This window comes from Streptomyces ambofaciens ATCC 23877 (genome assembly GCF_001267885.1).
GTDB classification, from domain to species: Bacteria; Actinomycetota; Actinomycetes; order Streptomycetales; family Streptomycetaceae; genus Streptomyces; species Streptomyces ambofaciens.
The window spans coordinates 7837336-7853707 of record NZ_CP012382.1 but is presented as its reverse complement, the minus strand read 5'-3'; the positions used below and the strand labels follow the sequence as shown (position 1 = coordinate 7853707).

Genomic DNA, 16372 nt, shown 5'->3' with positions numbered 1-16372 from the left:
GTCACCCCGCCACCTTCACGGTCGTGGTGGCGCCCCACAGGGCCAGCGACAGGAAGAAGTCGGTGACGCTGATCAGCACGATCGCGTTGCGCACGGACCGGCCGACGGCGGTGCCGACTCCGGCGGGGCCGCCGGAGGCGCGGTAGCCGTAGTAGCAGTGGGCGACGATCACCATCACGCTGAAGATGAACACCTTCAGGACGGACAGGAGCACGTCCGTGGGTGACAGGAACAGGTTGAAGTAGTGGTCGTAGGTGCCCCGGGACTGGCCGTTGAAGAGGACCGTCACGTACCGGGAGGCCAGGTAGGAGGAGAGCAGCCCGATCGCGTAGAGGGGGATGATGGCGACGACGCCGGCGATGATGCGGGTGGTGACCAGGTAGGGCAGGGAGCGGATGCCCATGCCCTCCAGCGCGTCGACCTCCTCGTTGATGCGCATGGCGCCGAGCTGGGCGGTGAAGCCGGCGCCGACGGTCGCGGACAGGGCGAGTCCCGCGACGAGCGGGGCGATCTCGCGGGTGTTGAAGTAGGCGGAGACGAACCCGGTGAAGGCCGCGGTGCCGATCTGGTCGAGTGCCGCGTAGCCCTGGAGGCCGACGACGGTGCCCGTGAACAGGGTCATCGCGATCATCACGCCGATGGTGCCGCCGACGACCCCGAGGCCACCGGTGCCGAAGGCGACCTCGGCGAGGAGCCGCTGGACCTCTCGGAGGTAGCGGTGCAGGGTGCGCGGGATCCACAGCAGGGAGCGCACGTAGAACAGGAGTTGGTCGCCGGAGCGGTCGAGCCAGACGAGCGGGGAGGCCACGGACCTCAGCCTCCCTTCGGCGGAACGAGTTGGAGGTAGACGCCCGTCATCACCATGTTGACGAAGAAGAGCAGCAGGAAGGTGATGACGACGGACTGGTTGACCGCGTCGCCGACGCCCTTGGGGCCGCCGCGCGGGTTGAGACCCCGATAGGCGGCGACGACCCCGGCGATGAACCCGAAGACCAGGGCCTTGAGTTCGCTGACGTAGAGGTCGGGCAGCTGGGCGAGGGCGGAGAAGCTGGAGAGGTAGGCGCCGGGGGTGCCGTCCTGGAGGAAGACGTTGAAGACGTAGCCGCCGAGGATGCCGACCACGGAGACCAGGCCGTTGAGCAGGACCGCGACGCCCATGGTGGCCAGGACACGGGGAACCACCAGGCGTTGCACCGGTGAGACGCCCATGACCTCCATGGCGTCCAGCTCCTCGCGGATGGTGCGCGAGCCGAGGTCGGCGCAGATGGCGGAGCCGGCCGCGCCCGCGATCAGCAGGGCGACGATCAGCGGGCTGGCCTGCTGGACGACGGCCAGCACGCTGGCGCCGCCGGTGAAGGACTGGGCGCCGAGCTGCTGGGTGAGCGAGCCGACCTGGAGGGCGATCACGGCGCCGAACGGGATCGAGACCAGGGCCGCGGGCAGGATCGTGACACTGGCGATGAACCAGAACTGCTCCACGAACTCCCGGAACTGGAACGGCCGCCGGAAGATCGCACGGGCCACCTCGGCGGCGAGCGCGAACAGCCGACCGGTCTGCCGCAGGGCACCGGTGATCATGCGCCGCTCCCGGTGGCCGGCATCCGGACCGTCGGGGCGGTGGTGCCGGGGGCGCCCGGACCGGCGGATGTGCCGGCAACGCCGGGCCCGGTGGTGGCCGCGGTGTCGGCGGGGCGGGCGGCGTAGGTGCGTTCGATGGCGGCGCGGGCGGCGGGCGGCAGCCGGTCGAGCATGCCCAGCACCCGCTCCCGGCGCCGGGTGACGGCACGGCGCGCCGGAAGCCCGGGGGACGGCTCCAGCTGGGGGGTGATCTCCCGGGGGCCGTCGGCGCCGCGCGGCCCCGCGGCCTCGGCGGCGAGGGTGGCGGCGTCCTTCTCCTCCGACATCCCGATCGGCCCCTCACGGCGGCCGGCCAGGAACTGGGCCACGACCGGCTCCTCACTGGTGAGGAGTACCTCGCGCGGACCGAAGGTGACCAGTTCGCGCCGGAAGAGCATGCCCATGTTGTCGGGGACCGTGGCGGCGATGTCCAGGTTGTGGGTGACGATCAGCATCGTCGCGTCGATCTGTGCGTTGAGGTCGATCAGCAGCTGGGAGAGGTAGGCGGTGCGGACGGGGTCGAGTCCGGAGTCGGGTTCGTCGCACAGGATGATCTGCGGGTCGAGCACCAGCGCGCGGGCGAGTCCGGCCCGTTTGCGCATGCCGCCGCTGATCTCTCCCGGCAACTTGCCCTCGGCGCCCAGCAGGCCCACGACCTCGATCCGCTCCATGACGATGCGGCGGATCTCCGACTCCTTCTTCCGGGTGTGCTCGCGCAGCGGAAAGGCGATGTTGTCGAAGAGGGACATGGAACCGAAAAGGGCGCCGTCCTGGAACATGAGCCCGAATTTCTTGCGGGTCTCGTAGATATCCCGCTCCGGGCTGCTCACCATGTCGACGCCGTCGATGAGGACACGGCCGCGCTCCGGTTTCAGCAGTCCGATGAGCGACTTGAGGAACACCGTCTTTCCGGTGCCGGACGGGCCGAGCATGACACTCACCTCTCCGGCCGGCAGGGTGAGGCTCACGTCCTGCCAGATCTTCTGCCTGCCGAAGGATTTGGTGAGGCCCTCGACCACCACTTCGATTCCCATATCACCTCCAAAGCAGGTGAGATCGGCGCGCACCGAGGAGCGCACGCCAGGCCGGTGCACCGTTTGCTGACCACAGGTGGAACGCCGGCCTCCTCGCCTTTTGTCACTGCGTGGACAAGTCGCGTCCGGCACGTTGTCCGCCGGGTGCGGGGCAGGGTCGCGCGGCTCTGGGAGGGAGGGACTCCGCGCGGCCCTGCCGACGGATGTCCGCCCCTGAAGGAGGGCAAGGCCGGAAATCATCCATCGCGCCTCCTCGGCATGGGGGGGCACCCACCAGGAGATCAGCGCCGTGCCCGGCACGCTACGGCTGAGTAACCTACGCGGGCAAGAGGAGGATCCGACTTTCCCGAAGGATTCGGTTGAGCCACCGCGCCTTTGTCAGCGCGGCGACAAATACGCGCCTTCCTCTTGTCACTCGGTGAGCAACGCGAGGCCGGACAGGGCCTGCGGACCGACTCCCACCTCCCCCGGAGCGGCCCGGCCGCGACCCCCGCGCCGGCGCCTTACTTAGCAGCGGATGACTATGCCGGGCTCCGGACCGCTCACTTGGGGAACAGATATTTCCCGTTCTCCAAAGAATCATGACCGACGCCATTGTTCGCCTAAGTTTCCCGCAAGTAACGTCGTGGCTCGCGGTCGATGATTTCCGGGCCGCACTGCGCCCGTCCCCACTCCACAGGTACGGGCGAGATCCCTCTCTGCCGGTCAATCCACAAGGGAGTCCCCACGTCATGAAGAAGTCCCTGTCCAGAATTGCCGTCGTGGCGGGCGCGGGTGCCGCCGCCTTCGCCATGACCGTCGCCCCCGCCTCGGCCGTCCCCTCGACGGTCTGGACCGTCACCCCGTCGCCGGCCAACTTCTCGGCGACCAACAGCGGGAACATCGTGCTGACCGCCAACATCCCGATGACGTGTACGACGTCCAGCGCCTCGGGCACCATGGCGAGCACCACCGGCAACCCCGCGACCGTGGCGAGCATCAACGCCATCAACTTCGGCACCAGCGGCTCGCCGTGCACCAGCGTCCTGGGCAACGTCACGACCGTCGCGACCACCCCCTGGACCGTCGTCGCCCAGGACTACACCGCCTCCACCGGTGTGACCAAGGGCTACGTCGGCAACGTCAAGGCCAAGGTGACCGCCGGCGCCTGCGTGTTCAACGTGCAGGGCAAGGCCACCGCCACCTACACGAACTCCACCGGCATCCTCGCGGTCGCCAGTGTCAGCGGCGACCTGGTCGTCACCTCGGCCTCCGGTTGCGGCTCGGTGGTCACCACCGCCACCAAGCCCACCTTCAAGGGCAACTACGCGGTCAAGGTCACGGGCACCACCACCATCCCGAAGATCGTCGGTTCCAACCCGTAAGCAGGGGGCGGCTCGCCGCCCGGCCGGTGATCCCGGCCGGACGTGCGGGCCGCCGGCACGCCGCGGCCGCCACCGGCCGTCCGGACCGTGGAACAACTCGAGCGGAGTGACAGATGACAGGCCCCCGTACCGCCGTCCCACGGACAGTCCGCAGCCGCGCTCGCGGCGCGGCGATCGCCGCGTTCGTCGTGCTGGCGGCCACCGTGCCCGCGGCGGCGGGGGCGGCCGGTACGCAGGAGGTCGATGCCGCGCTGCCGTACACGTGCCTGTTCCCCTCCGGGCGGCAGCCCGCGACGGTACAGGTCACGGCGGCCTTCCCCGAGCGGGTGGCGCCCGGTGAGCCGATCGAGCCCTCGGACGTGACCACGACCGTCGAACTGCCGGAGCCGGCGGTGGCGGACCTCGTGGCGCTGGGCGCGGCCGGTGTCCGGGCGGCGACCCGGCTCTCGGTCGGCGTGGCGCAGGGCGAGGCCACCGCCGAGGCGACGTGGCGCGGCGGCACGGAGCCCACGCGACTGACCGCGACCGGACCGCTGACGCTGACCGCGACGGGGGACGTGCCCTCGGTGACCGGCCAGGGGGCGGGCGAACTGACCATGACCGCCGGGGGCTTCGCCCTGGACCTGGCCCTGACCACCACGGACGGCGGCTCCACCGATCCCGCCTCGGTGACCGTCGACTGCACCCTCGCCGACGAGGCCCCGGACGGCGGCCGGCTGGCCACCGTCCAGGTCGGCACGAGCGCGGAGGGCGGCACCGACGCCCCGAGCGGATCGCCGTCCGGGTCTCCCTCCGCCTCCGGCACGCCGGAGGAGCCGACGGACGAGCCGGCCGACCGGCAGGGCGAACGCGCCCCGAAGGTCGCGGAGCCCGCGCCGGGCGGCCCCGCCGCCGAGCGGAACGCACCGACCTGCAAGTACGACGAGAAGTACCCGGCCGGACCGATGTCCCTGAACGCCTACATCACCGGCTACTCCAACGTGAACAAGCTCGACGGCGCCGCGCTGGTCCCGCCGTTCTGCACGCTCATCACCCAGGGCGAGCCCGAGTTCGAGTTCTTCCCGGACTTCAGCGGCGCCTACATCAGGCAGCACTCCACCGCGGACCTCTACCACCGGCAGCGCAAGGAGACCCCTCCTTTCGAGGCGACCTTCCTCACCTTCGACTTCACTCCGACCACGGCCACGATGGTGCTGGAGCAGACGGGTCCGATGACCATCGACTCGCACGGCACCACCGACTTCCTGTTCACCAGCACGGACACCTACGTCCGCGCACCGGTCGTGCTCCGCGTGACGTCCCTGAAGGTCAACGGCACCCCGCTGGACGTGGGGAACGAGTGCCGGACGAAGACGTCCCTCGTCTCGCCGGAACCGGACCCGGAGAAGTTCCCCGGCGACCACCTGGTCCTGCACGGCCGGGGCGAGCAGGTCACCGGCGAGCCCGCCACCGGCTACCTGCTGCTCTCCGGCGGTCCGCTGACCGGCGAGGTCGACATCCCCGCCTTCACCGGCTGCGGCACCGCGGGAGGCGAGAAGCTCGACCGCCTGCTCACCGCCTCCGTCTCCGGCCCGGGCAACTACGTCAAACAGATCCAGGGCCAGGCCTGCTACGTCTCGGCCGAGGTGCCGAACCCTGACGAGTGCACGCCCGACCTGCAGCCCCTGGAGATCCCGGTGGCCGAACGCTGACCCGGTTCCCGCCCCGACCGTCCCACCCCCCGCTCCGCCCGCACCCTCCCCATCCCCTGACACGGAAGGCCACATCATGCGGTTCTCCCTCGGCGCCAGAGTCGCCACCACCGCCACCGCCCTCGGCACCGCCCTCGGCGCCTTCGCCTCGATGGGCACCGCGACCGCGGCGGTCGCCGTACCCAACGGCGAGTGGGCGCCCTTCACCCGCTGCCCCGTGGACGCCCCGGCGATGCTGGCCGCCGACGGTCTGGCCCGCACTCCGCAGTGTGTGGTCTCGACCTCGCCGAACGGCTCCATCAAGCTGGGCAAGACCACCGTCACCACGGGCAGGACCAACCTCCAGATCGGCGTCATCCAGAACTCCGACGGGACCAGCTCCGTGGTGGCCCCGGCGGGCGGCGCCCTCATCGCCGACTCCGCGACCGTTCCCGGCGGACTGCTGGGCCTGATGTGCCCGAGCAACATCCCCGCGGTCACGGCCATCTGCGAGCAGCTCAGCAACAGCTCGCTCAACAAGATCACGGCGACGGTGGAGTCCGTCGGAGCCCCCTACGACTTCAACCAGACCGCCGGCATCCTGACCGACGAGCCGATCGTCGCCCTGCCGGTCCGCATCCACCTGGAGAATCCGTTCCTGGGCAGCAAGTGCTACATAGGCTCCGCGGCCAAGCCGATCGTGCTCCGGCCGGAGAACCGGCAGTTCCCCGAGTTCGGCATGTCGTTCTTCCGGGGTGACGGCACGGTCGCCGACGACGGTGAGATGAGCCGCATCAACCTCACCGGGGCCACGCAGAACGACAGTTCCTTCGCCGTGCCCGGCGCCAGCGGCTGCGGACTGGGCCTGTTCGGACTGATCGACGCCGCGGTCAACGCCAAGACCGGGCTGCCCTCCGCCGCCGGGAACAACAGCCTGACGCTCAACAACGCCCAGACCCACCTCGCCGGCCTGAACGCTCCCGGCACGGTCGCCCCCGACGCGGGCAAGCACCTGTCACGGAACTGGCACTCGGCCGTCGAGTAATGGCCGCACGAGGGCGATTCCCAGCCGTACCGGCAGCCCCGCCACGTCCCACCGCATCTAAATGTGCACAGACTGTGTACGTCCCAACGAACTTGATTTAGCTTCAGCAGCCCAGACACACATCACGTCAAGTCCGGTCGTGTGCCTCCTTCGTGAAGGACCGGGGCACACGACCGGTGCACCGTGGGCACCGGAGAGCAAGGGACGGCACTCATGCCTTCAACCACGCGGCCGCCGGAAGTCGGTGAACCGCTAGAACCGCTCCCCAAGGAGTTCGCCGCCTTCATGCGGCCCGAGTTACCCGGCCTCATGAAGGAGATCGGCGCCGAGGTCACCCGTGCCTACCCCGTGTACGGGCGGCTGCTCAACGGCCCGAACGCCGACGCCATCCGCCAAGGCGTCGAGCAGGCCCTGTACGCGTTCGTGGACCGCGTCGCCGACCCCGGCAAGAACGCCGCGCTCCGCGACGAACTGCTGCGCAGGTTCGGCCGCGTGGAAGCCTACGAGGGCCGCGAACTGGACACCCTCCAGGGCGCCTACCGGCTCGGAGCGCGCATCGCGCTGCGCCGGGCGAGGGCCGTGGGCCAGCAGTACCGGCTCTCCCCCACCCTGATACTCGCCTTCGCCGACGCCCTGTTCGCGTACGTCGAGGAGCTGGAGCAGATCTCCCGCGAGGGCTACGTCGAGGTGCAGTCGCGGGCTTCCTCCGAGGTCCCGGCACAGCGCAGACGCCTCCTCCACCTCATCCTCACCGGGCCGCCGCTGCCCCAGGCCCTGTCCGGGCTCTGCGAGGCGGCCGCCTGGCCGCTGCCCGCCGACGTCACCATGGTCGCCCTGCGCCCGCCGCTCCCCGAGCACCTCCAGGCCGGCCTGGCCGAAGACGTCCTCTTCGACCTGGACGTCCCCCATCCGCACCTGCTGGTGCCCGGAGCCCTCACCCCCGAGCGGCTGACGATGCTCGACGCCGCCCTGGCGGGCTCGCACGCCGTAATGGGGCTGACCGTGCCGCTGGCCCAGGCGGCCGACTCCGTCCGCTGGGCGCGCCGTGTGCTCAAGCTGATCGACGAGGGTGTGGTGGCCGACGCTCCCGTGGTCCGCTGCGAGGACCACCTGGTGACGCTCTGGCTGCTGTCGGACCCGGCGCTCGTCGGCCATCTCGCGGCCGCGGAGCTGGCCCCCATCGAACAGTTGCCGGCCAGCCGCCGCGACCGGCTCGTGGAGACCCTGCGCGTACACGTCTCGACCCGCGCACCGGCGGAGCAGGTCGGCGAGATGCTGGGCGTGCACGCCCAGACCGTGCGCTACCGCCTGCGGAACCTGGACGCCCTCCTGGGCGACCGCCTCGCCGACCCCGATCACCGTTTCGCCCTGGAGGCCACGCTGCGCGCCCTGCACCTGCTCTCCCGCGAGACCGGGAAGTAGGAGCGGCCCGCGCGGGCGGACACCGGCGACCGCTCACCTACCCGGGCCGACGGCGACCGTCGTGACAGCGCCGTATCCGGGACCGGACGTCACTCATAGGGGCTCGTTCACTTCCTGACCTGATCAGGGAGTGGGCGAGCCCCCTTCTTCTGCCGCCGAACGGCCGGCGCCCCCTCGGTCCGCCCGGCGGGGCGATACTCCCGACGCCGCCGACAGCGCACGCGGTCACCCGCGGGGCAGCGGTCACCGCGCTCACCGGGCGGCGGACCGCCGGTCACCCGCCTCTCCCCGGGACGCTCGTCGCGTACGCGGTTCGCCCGGCGGACGGGCACGGGGAGGCCCCCACCGCACCGGATCCCCGGTCGCATGTGCCATACTCAGCGCCGCTCATAGCAATATCGGACCGGGGGGCCGCGCCGCGTGCACGCTGTATCTCTGCAAGCTCCCTATCTGGACACGGCCGCGGACCAGCTCTGCTTCTCACTGGACCTGACCGAACGGCCTGCGCTCGCCGAACGTGAGGTGCTCGTGGGGGAACTCACCGTACGCATGAGACTGCTCGGTGCCTCGCACCAGGTCTTCGCCGGGCCGGTGCGGGAGACGGTGGCCTGTCTGCCGGGGGCCGTCAAGGGACTGCCCACCCGGCACACCCGGCAACTGGCCGGCTGGTCCTACGGCTTCGGCGCCACCACCGCACGCCTGGACCCCGACGGGTTCAGCGCGCGGGTGGCGGGGATCCTCGCCCGGGTGGCCGACGCCGAACACAGCCTGTGCGGAGTCTTCCCCGGTTCACCCGAGGCCGTGACGGCGGTGGTCGTCGAGGCGTCCGACGAGCCGTCCCCTGCCCGACTCGCGTGGCGCACCTGGCACACCTACCCGCAGGACGGGCACATCGTATCGACACACACCCGGCTGGAGGCCCGATGAACAGCGCCCGACTCGTCCGCGGAGCGGTGGCGGCCACGCTGGTCACGCTCCTGCTCTCGGCCTGCTCCAGCGGCGGCGGGGACGAGGGCGTCCCGCGCTCCTGGATCCGCGACACCTACACCGTCAGCGGGTCCCGGTGGCTCGACAAGGACAGCTCACCGGCCCGGGTCGCCGACGCGATCCACGACCACCGCAAGGCCCTCGACCGGTCCTCCGGCGGCGGCATGCGCTTCCTGCGCTACGGCGACGACATGGTGACCGTCTCGCCGCACCGCGGCGGCAGTCTGATCGAGATCGAGGACTACCGCAACGGCTACCGGCGCCACCAGCAGCACCTCGTCAACTGGCCGAACCCGAACAGCCAGAGTTACCGCGGCGGCGGCCCCGGCGAAGGCAAGTGACACCGGCGCGCGACACCGCCTCCCCACCCTGACAACGCCCCCAGAAAGGCAACGCAGTGACCGAGATATTCGAGTCGGCCGGCCAGGCCCTGCTCTACGGGGTCGTGGGCCTCGCCGTGATGGCCGTCGGCTTCGTCGCCCTCGACCTCGTCACGCCCGGCAAGCTCTTCCACGTCGTGTGGCGGGACCGCAACCGCGGGGCGGCCGTGCTGCTGGGCAGCCAGTCCGTCGCGGTGGGCCTGGTCATCATGGAGGCCATCCGGGCGAGCGAGTCGGAGAAGGGGCTCGGCCAGGGCCTGCTCAGCACGCTCCTCTACGGCCTGGCCGGCGTGCTGGTGATGACGCTGGTCGGCATCGTGATCGGCATGCTCACACCGGGTCAGATGGGCGCCGTCGCCCTGGAGGACGGGGACGACCGCCCGCACCCCGCCGCCTGGGTCCAGGCCGGCATGTATCTGGGCACCGCCTTCATGGTCGGCGCGGCCCTCTCCTAGGACCGCCCCCATGAGCTCCACCGCCCTCGGCGACCGCGACACCGCGACTCCTCCGCGCCCCCCGGCCACCCGGCCCACCCGGGGGGCGCGGTTCCTCCTGCTGCTCTCCGTCTTCCTCTGCGCGGCCTGCGGCCTCGTCTACGAACTGGCCCTGACCGCGCTGGGCAGTTACCTCATCGGCAACTCGGTGCTCCAGACCTCTGTGGTCATCTCCGTGATGGTCTTCGCCATGGGCCTGGGCTCACTGGCCGCCAAACCGCTGCGCAACCACGCCGTCGTCGCGTTCGCGGTACTGGAGGGGGCACTGGCCCTGATCGGCGGCCTGTCCGTCCTCGGGCTGTACGCGGCCTTCGCCTGGCTGCAGCTCTACATGCCGGCGATGATCCTGGTGTCCCTGGTGATCGGCCTGCTGATCGGCGCCGAGATCCCGCTGCTGATGACCCTGCTCCAGCGGATCCGCCGGCAGGAGGCGAGCAGCGCCGTCGCCGACATGTTCGCCGTCGACTACATCGGGGCCCTCGTGGGCGGCCTGTGCTTCCCGCTGCTCCTGCTGCCGACCTTCGGCCAGTTGAAGGGCGCGCTGGTGGTCGGCGCGGTCAACGCGGTCGCCGGCGTCATCGTCGTGGTGTTCATCTTCCGTCACGAGACCGGTCGCGCGGTGCGGGCCCTCCTGCTGGCCGGCGTCACCGCGGTGCTCGCCGTGCTCGGCACCACGTACGTGCTGGCGGACGACCTGGAGGTGACGGCGCGGCAGCACATGTACGCGGATCCCATCGTGCACTCCGAGACCACGCAGTACCAGGACATCGTGATCACCCGCGCCACCGCCTTCACGGGCGACCCCGACCTGCGGCTCTTCCTCAACGGCGACCTCCAGTTCAGCTCGGTCGACGAGTACCGGTACCACGAGTCGCTGGTCCACCCCGCGCTGTCGGGCCGCCGCTCCAACGTACTGATCATGGGCGGCGGTGACGGGCTCGCGCTGCGCGAGGTGCTGCGGTACGACGACGTCGAGCACGTCACCCTGGTCGAACTGGACCCCGCCATGACCCGGTTGGCCCGCACCTACGAACCCCTGCGCGAGCTCAACGGCGGCGCGCTGGACGACCCGCGGGTCGAGGTGGTCAACGCCGACGCCTTCACCTGGCTGCGCGACGCGCGGCAGCGGTACGACTCGGTGATCATCGACTTCCCCGACCCGGACTCGGCGTCACTGGCGAAGCTGTACTCGGTGGAGTTCTACCACCTGCTCGGCCGGGTCCTGGCGCCGCAGGGCAAGGTCATGGTCCAGAGCGGGTCACCGTTCTTCGCCCCGAAGACGTACTGGTCGATCGCGAAGACGATCGAGGCGGCGGGATACGCGACGACGAAGTTCCAGGTCGACGTGCCGAGCTTCGGCAACTGGGGCTTCGTGCTCGCCTCCGACTCGACCGGCCCCCCGCCCCTGAGGCTCGCCGCGGACGTCCCGAAGCTGCGCTACCTGGACGACGCGGTCCTGCGGGCGGCGACCGTGTTCCCCGTCGACCGCCGCCGCACGGACGTACGGCCGAGCACCCTCATGGACCCCGCGGTGCTCGAATACGTCCTGGACGAGTGGCGCAACTACTGAACCGGCCGCCAACCGCGCCCGCGGGCAGCCGCCGGAACGACGATCTCGTTTCCCGGCGGCGCCGTTGACGCGCGTAGCTCGTTGCCGCACGCTGGGCTTCGGTTGTTGTCGACTCAACGGTCGGGAGGCCTGGATGTTCAGACGCGCGTCACGCCTGCTTCTCTCTCTTGTCATGCTCACGTCCGGTGCGGTGATCGGAGTGGGCGCCACCGCCGGCACCGCGCACGCCGACTCCTGCTACACGTGGAACCGCACGCTCTCCGAGGGTTCCTCCGGCAGCGACGTGACCCAGCTCCAGATCCGGGTCGCCGGGTGGGTGACCTCCGGTGAACGGCTCTCCTACGACGGCCAGTACGGCGCGCGGACCGCCGCGGCGGTGAAGAAGTTCCAGGCCGCGTACGGCCTGAGTGCGGACGGCGTCGCCGGATCCGCGACGTTCAGCAAGATCTACTCCCTCCAGGACGCCGACTGCACACCCGTCCACTTCACCTACGCCGAGCTCAACAAGTGCAACTCCGACTGGTCCGGCGGCGCGGTCTCCGCGGCGACCGCCAAGTCGAACGCGCTCAAGACCATGTGGAAGCTGGAGGCGATGCGGCACGCCCTCGGCGACGTGCCCCTCACCATCTCCAGCGGCTTCCGCTCCCGCGCGTGCAACAACGCGGTCGGCGGGTCCGCCACCAGCCGTCACCTCTACGGCGACGCGGCCGACCTGGTGGGCTCGCCGTCCCTGTGCCGGCTCGCCCAGCAGTCCAGGACGCACGGCTTCTCCGAGATCCTCGGCCCGGGCTACCCCGGCCACAACGACCACACCCACGTGGCCTTCGACCCGTCGCCGTACTGGTCGGCTCCCACCTGCGGCATCTGAACCAGCCGGGACCGACAGGGGCGGGCGGGCGCTCGGCACGAGGACGCCGAACGCCGGCCCGCCCCGCGGCGTGCGGCTGCCACCGCCGCCTGCGGGACGGGGCTTCGTGCGCGCAGCGGGTCCGAGGAGGCGCCGTCAGGGCCGCCGGAGGGCGACGACCTCGAAGTCGAGGGTCACCTTGGGGCTGACCATGGCCGAGGTCATGGCGTTCCAGTTCACGCCCCAGACGTTGCGGTCGATGGTGGCGCTGCCCCGGGCTGCGAGCCGGCAGTCGTCGGGACGCCCGGATGCGGCACCGGTGCCGGTGCCGGTCAGCGTGACGTCCAGGGTGACCGGTCCGGTCACCCCGCGGACGGTCAGATCACCGGTGACCCTGAAGGTGTTCTCCCCGGTCCGCTCCACCCCGGTCGAGACGAAGCCGAGCGCCGGATGGTTGTCGGCGTCCAGGAACTTGCTCCTGAGCACCTCGTCGCGCTGCGCCTTCCCGGTCCGGATGCTCCGGGCGCGGATCGTCAGCCGTATCTCGGACTTCGACGGGTCGGCGCCGTCCAGGTACGCGCCGCCCTCGAACTCCGCGAAGTCGCCGCGCACCCTGGTGGACATGGTGTGCCGGGCGACGAACCCGATACGGGTACGCGAGGTGTCGAGGACGTAGTTGCCGGTCGACTCGCCGGACAGGGACGTGATGGTCATGCTGGGCAACTCCCTGGTGGGAAGGGGGTGGTGACGAGGTTCATCCGGGTGTCCATGCGTTCTCCCCGGTCCGCGGGGCCCCTCCTCGTGGAACGGCCGCGCGGGAACCGACGTTCTTGTCCCGTACGACGACGTGGCCCCGGCGGATGTGAGGCCGGCGCGTCGCCTCACATCCGCGGGGGCTGTTTCGTCGTACCGGGTGTGGCCCGGCCGGACAGCACCGAAGGAGTGGACGAGACGTGAGCGCGGAGACCGAACCGGAGGGAACTCGGACCGAACCGAGCCTGAGCGTGATCATGAGCGAGCGGCGGCGGCTGACCAACCTCGCCTACCGGCTGCTGGGCTCCCTGGCCGACGCCGAGGACGTCGTGCAGGAGACGTACGCCCGCTGGTACGGCATGTCCCGGGAACAGCAGGAGGGCATCAGGTCTCCCGGCGGGTGGCTGACCAAGGTCGCGGGCCGCATCTGCCTCGACCAGCTCGGCTCGGCCCGGGCCCGGCGCGAGAGGTACGTGGGCGAGTGGATTCCCGAGCCGCTGCCGGATCGCGCGGAGTGGTCCGGCGGGCGGGCGGGCGGCACGGCCTCCGACCCGGCCGACCGGGTCACGCTCGACGAGTCGGTCAGTATGGCCTTCCTCGTCATGCTCGACGCGATGACGCCGGCCGAGCGGGTCGCGTTCATCCTGCACGACGTCTTCGGCTATCCGTTCGCGGAGGTGGCCGAGATCGTCGGCCGTACGCCGGCGGCCTGCCGTCAGCTGGCCTCCGTGGCCCGCCGCCGGCTCCGCGGGAGCGAGGTGTCCGTGCCCCGGGCGGCACGACAGGCCGACCTGGTCAGGGACTTCAAGCTGGCGTGGGAGGCCAAGGACATCGAGGCCCTGATCGACCTGCTGGACCCCGACGCCACGGGGGTCGCCGACGGCGGCGGCCTGGTCGACGCGGCGCCCCGCCCCGTCGTGGGCAACGAGCGGATCGCGCGGTACCTGATCGACGTGACCGCCACCGCGGCCGACCTGACGATCGTGGAACGCACGGTCAACGGCCTGCCCGGGCTGGTGGTCGAACGGGGCGGTCGTACCGCGGTGGTGATGGCCTTCGAAGTCGCGGGCGACCGGATCCGGAACTTCTGGGCCGTGACCAACCCCGAGAAGCTGCGCCCCTGGACGACGGCCTGACCCACGCACCGGCCGGGGCGGCGGAGGCCTGCCCCGGCGGCCGTTCTCCCGGGTCGGTGCCGTCGGACGAGCTGACGTACCGTCGCAGACGCGAGCCGTCTCCCCTACGCGCCGTCGGGGCGGTCACGGCGGCGGGCAACTGGGCCGTCGATCACTCGACCCGGGCGGCGATGGTCCGCGCGCACTCCATCGCCTCCGTACGCGTGGTGTCCACTTCCAGGTCATAGGTCACACCCCGGTGCACCACGTCCGCCTGGGAGGCCGCCATGCCCACGGTCCGGTCTCCTCGTGCGACCTCACGTCCCGCGGCCACCGCGGCGTCGCACCGGACACCGACCCACAACACCCCGAGTCCGCCCAGGGCGTTCCGCCATCGCCGCTGGGAGTCCGTTCCGCCGAGGAAGACCTCGTCGACGATGACCCGGGCGCCGGCTCGGGCCATCGCTGCGACACCCTCGATCCACGCCCCTTCCACGGCCCGGAAGGCAGGACCGACGAGCACCGATCCGTCCGGGGCGAACTCGATCCCGCCGTCCGACACCTGCATGGACGCGGGCATCGCCTCGACCAGCGTGTCCGTCCCCAGGGCGAGCCATGGATCCGGCAGTACCGCCTGCAGACACCGGACGATCCCGGACTTCCCCGAGCTGGAGCCACCGTTGAGGACGATCACCTGAGTCATCACCGCGCCAGAGTAGGGGTCCGAGGGCGGGGTCCGCCCACCCATTTACATCGATGTACAACCGCTCTAGCCTGACGCGGGTCCGTTCTCCCAGGAAGGAAGACCGTGATGATCCTCCGCATGCCCCCGTCCCTCGAACGCCGTCGCGGCCCCAGCGCGCGAGCCGTGTTCCTCGCCCTCGCCGGTCTGTTGAGCCTGCTGCTCGCCGTCCCGGCCGCGGCAGGCGTTCCGTCGGCTCCCGTCCCGCCGGCGGTCGCCGACGTCCCCTCCCCCACGGCCACCGGCACACCGTTGCGTGAGGGCACAGGGCTCTACCCGCGTGCCGTCCGGCTGGCCCACAGCGGTGCGGCGAACGGCCGCGTCCTGGCCGGTGTCGTCACCTTCGACGGCGGCAACGGCGTCGGCGCCATCCACGAGAGCACCGATTCCGGAGTGACCTTCCGCGAGGTCGGACGGGTGTCCGATCCCGAGTCCGCCGCCGGCCAGGGGCTGTGCTGCGCCACGCTGTTCGAGCTCCCCCGGCCGGTGGGAGCGATGCCGGCCGGAACCCTGATCTGGGCTTCCTCGGCCGGTCAGGACGAACAGGACCGGCGGATGGCACTGCGGATCTGGCGCAGCGACGACGTGGGCCGCAGCTGGTCCTACCTGTCCTCGTGTGCCGTCGCGAGCGGCACGGGCGGCCTGTGGGAACCGGAGTTCTCGGTGGCCGGGGACGGTGCGCTGGTCTGCCACTACGCCGACGAGACGGACCCCGGACACAGCCAGAAACTCGTCGCGGCCCGCAGCTACGACGGTGTGCACTGGGAGGGGCACCACGACACGGTGGCGAGCGGCTGGTCGCCCGACCGGCCCGGCATGCCGGTCGTGCGGAAGCTGCCGAACGGCACCTATTTCATGAGCTACGAGATCTGCAACCCCGGCGGCCAGTACCAATGCGTGGTGCACTTCAGGACCTCCGCCGACGGCTGGGACTGGGGAAATCCCGCCTCGCTCGGGTTCCGTCCGGAGACCGCCGACGGCAGGTACTTCCGCGCCGCACCGACCATCGCCTGGGCACCGTCGCCGGACGGCGCTCCGAACGGACGGCTGCTGCTGGTCGGGCAGCGGCTCCTCAACCGGGACGGCACCACGGCGACGGGCAGCGGCCGGACGATCCTCGTCAACGCGGAGAACGGCAGCGGACCGTGGCACGAGGCCCCGGCGCCGGTCACCGTGCCGGACCCGCAGGTGAACTACTGCCAGAACTACAGCTCCCCGCTGCTGCCGTCGGCCGACGGCCGCCGAGTCCTGCAGATCGCCACCGACTTCGACGGCGAGGTGTGCCGGGCCTACTTCGCGACCGGCGGCCTGGGGGGCGGCCGCCGCTGACCG

The 16372-nt window shown here is 71.1% G+C and carries 16 protein-coding genes; 11 read left to right on the top strand and 5 right to left on the bottom strand.

The genetic code is table 11. From position 1 onward, the window contains the following. Position 1: 1 nt before the first annotated feature. From SAM23877_RS34040 to SAM23877_RS34030, 3 genes are read right to left on the bottom strand one after another with little or no spacing between them, the layout of a single operon-like run. Complete coding sequence (locus tag SAM23877_RS34040) at positions 2–808, bottom strand: MlaE family ABC transporter permease (RefSeq protein ID WP_053141560.1); 807 nt, start codon at positions 806–808, stop codon at positions 2–4. Between the two features lie 5 nt (positions 809–813). After that, complete coding sequence (locus SAM23877_RS34035) at positions 814–1578, bottom strand: MlaE family ABC transporter permease (RefSeq protein ID WP_053141558.1); 765 nt, start codon at positions 1576–1578, stop codon at positions 814–816. Then, positions 1575–2651: an ABC transporter ATP-binding protein gene (locus SAM23877_RS34030; protein WP_079030590.1), complete on the bottom strand. Its 1077-nt coding sequence runs from the start codon at positions 2649–2651 to the stop codon at positions 1575–1577. The genes SAM23877_RS34035 and SAM23877_RS34030 overlap by 4 nt, the downstream gene beginning before the upstream one ends. Positions 2652–3382: 731 nt before the next feature. On the opposite strand from SAM23877_RS34030, the gene SAM23877_RS34025 reads away from it, so the two are divergent. The 9 genes from SAM23877_RS34025 to SAM23877_RS33985 all read left to right on the top strand — a co-directional run bounded on the left by SAM23877_RS34025 (position 3383) and on the right by SAM23877_RS33985 (position 12451). Beyond that, entirely contained in the window at positions 3383–4015 is a 633-nt protein-coding gene (locus tag SAM23877_RS34025; protein WP_053141556.1) for a hypothetical protein, read from the top strand. 113 nt (positions 4016–4128) lie between these two features. Continuing rightward, on the top strand, positions 4129–5706 hold the full coding sequence (locus SAM23877_RS34020; protein ID WP_053141553.1) for a DUF6801 domain-containing protein: 1578 nt from the start codon (positions 4129–4131) through the stop codon (positions 5704–5706). Positions 5707–5782: 76 nt separating this feature from the next. Then, positions 5783–6730 carry a hypothetical protein gene (locus tag SAM23877_RS34015; RefSeq protein WP_053141552.1) on the top strand — a complete coding sequence of 316 codons (948 nt, stop codon included), beginning with the start codon at positions 5783–5785 and terminating at the stop codon, positions 6728–6730. A 213-nt stretch (positions 6731–6943) separates the two neighbouring features. Beyond that, positions 6944–8152, top strand: a complete 1209-nt coding sequence (locus SAM23877_RS34010; RefSeq protein WP_053141550.1) for a PucR-like N-terminal domain-containing protein — start codon at positions 6944–6946, stop codon at positions 8150–8152. Positions 8153–8572: 420 nt separating this feature from the next. Then, positions 8573–9079, top strand: coding sequence for a DUF2617 family protein (locus SAM23877_RS34005; RefSeq protein ID WP_053141548.1), 507 nt, complete (start codon positions 8573–8575; stop codon positions 9077–9079). After that, complete coding sequence (locus SAM23877_RS34000; protein ID WP_053141546.1) at positions 9076–9480, top strand: DUF4247 domain-containing protein; 405 nt, start codon at positions 9076–9078, stop codon at positions 9478–9480. The genes SAM23877_RS34005 and SAM23877_RS34000 overlap by 4 nt, the downstream gene beginning before the upstream one ends. Before the next feature lie 56 nt (positions 9481–9536). After that, positions 9537–9974, top strand: coding sequence for a DUF350 domain-containing protein (locus SAM23877_RS33995; RefSeq protein WP_053141544.1), 438 nt, complete (start codon positions 9537–9539; stop codon positions 9972–9974). Between the two features lie 10 nt (positions 9975–9984). After that, positions 9985–11583 (top strand): polyamine aminopropyltransferase, encoded by a 1599-nt coding sequence (locus SAM23877_RS33990; RefSeq protein WP_053141542.1) that lies wholly within the window; start codon positions 9985–9987, stop codon positions 11581–11583. Between the two features lie 133 nt (positions 11584–11716). After that, positions 11717–12451, top strand: coding sequence for a D-Ala-D-Ala carboxypeptidase family metallohydrolase (locus SAM23877_RS33985; protein ID WP_053141540.1), 735 nt, complete (start codon positions 11717–11719; stop codon positions 12449–12451). Positions 12452–12586: 135 nt separating this feature from the next. Here the strand turns inward: SAM23877_RS33985 and SAM23877_RS33980 are convergent, their stop codons facing one another. Then, on the bottom strand, positions 12587–13144 hold the full coding sequence (locus SAM23877_RS33980; protein ID WP_053141535.1) for a YceI family protein: 558 nt from the start codon (positions 13142–13144) through the stop codon (positions 12587–12589). Between the two features lie 239 nt (positions 13145–13383). Between SAM23877_RS33980 and sigJ the strand changes: the two genes are divergently transcribed. After that, positions 13384–14319 (top strand): RNA polymerase sigma factor SigJ, encoded by a 936-nt coding sequence (gene sigJ / locus SAM23877_RS33975; RefSeq protein WP_079030589.1) that lies wholly within the window; start codon positions 13384–13386, stop codon positions 14317–14319. A 151-nt stretch (positions 14320–14470) separates the two neighbouring features. Here the strand turns inward: sigJ and cpt are convergent, their stop codons facing one another. Continuing rightward, positions 14471–15001, bottom strand: coding sequence for a chloramphenicol phosphotransferase CPT (gene cpt, locus SAM23877_RS33970; RefSeq protein WP_053141533.1), 531 nt, complete (start codon positions 14999–15001; stop codon positions 14471–14473). A 108-nt stretch (positions 15002–15109) separates the two neighbouring features. On the opposite strand from cpt, the gene SAM23877_RS33965 reads away from it, so the two are divergent. Next, on the top strand, positions 15110–16369 hold the full coding sequence (locus SAM23877_RS33965) for a sialidase family protein (protein ID WP_107408695.1): 1260 nt from the start codon (positions 15110–15112) through the stop codon (positions 16367–16369). Positions 16370–16372 lie beyond the last annotated feature (3 nt).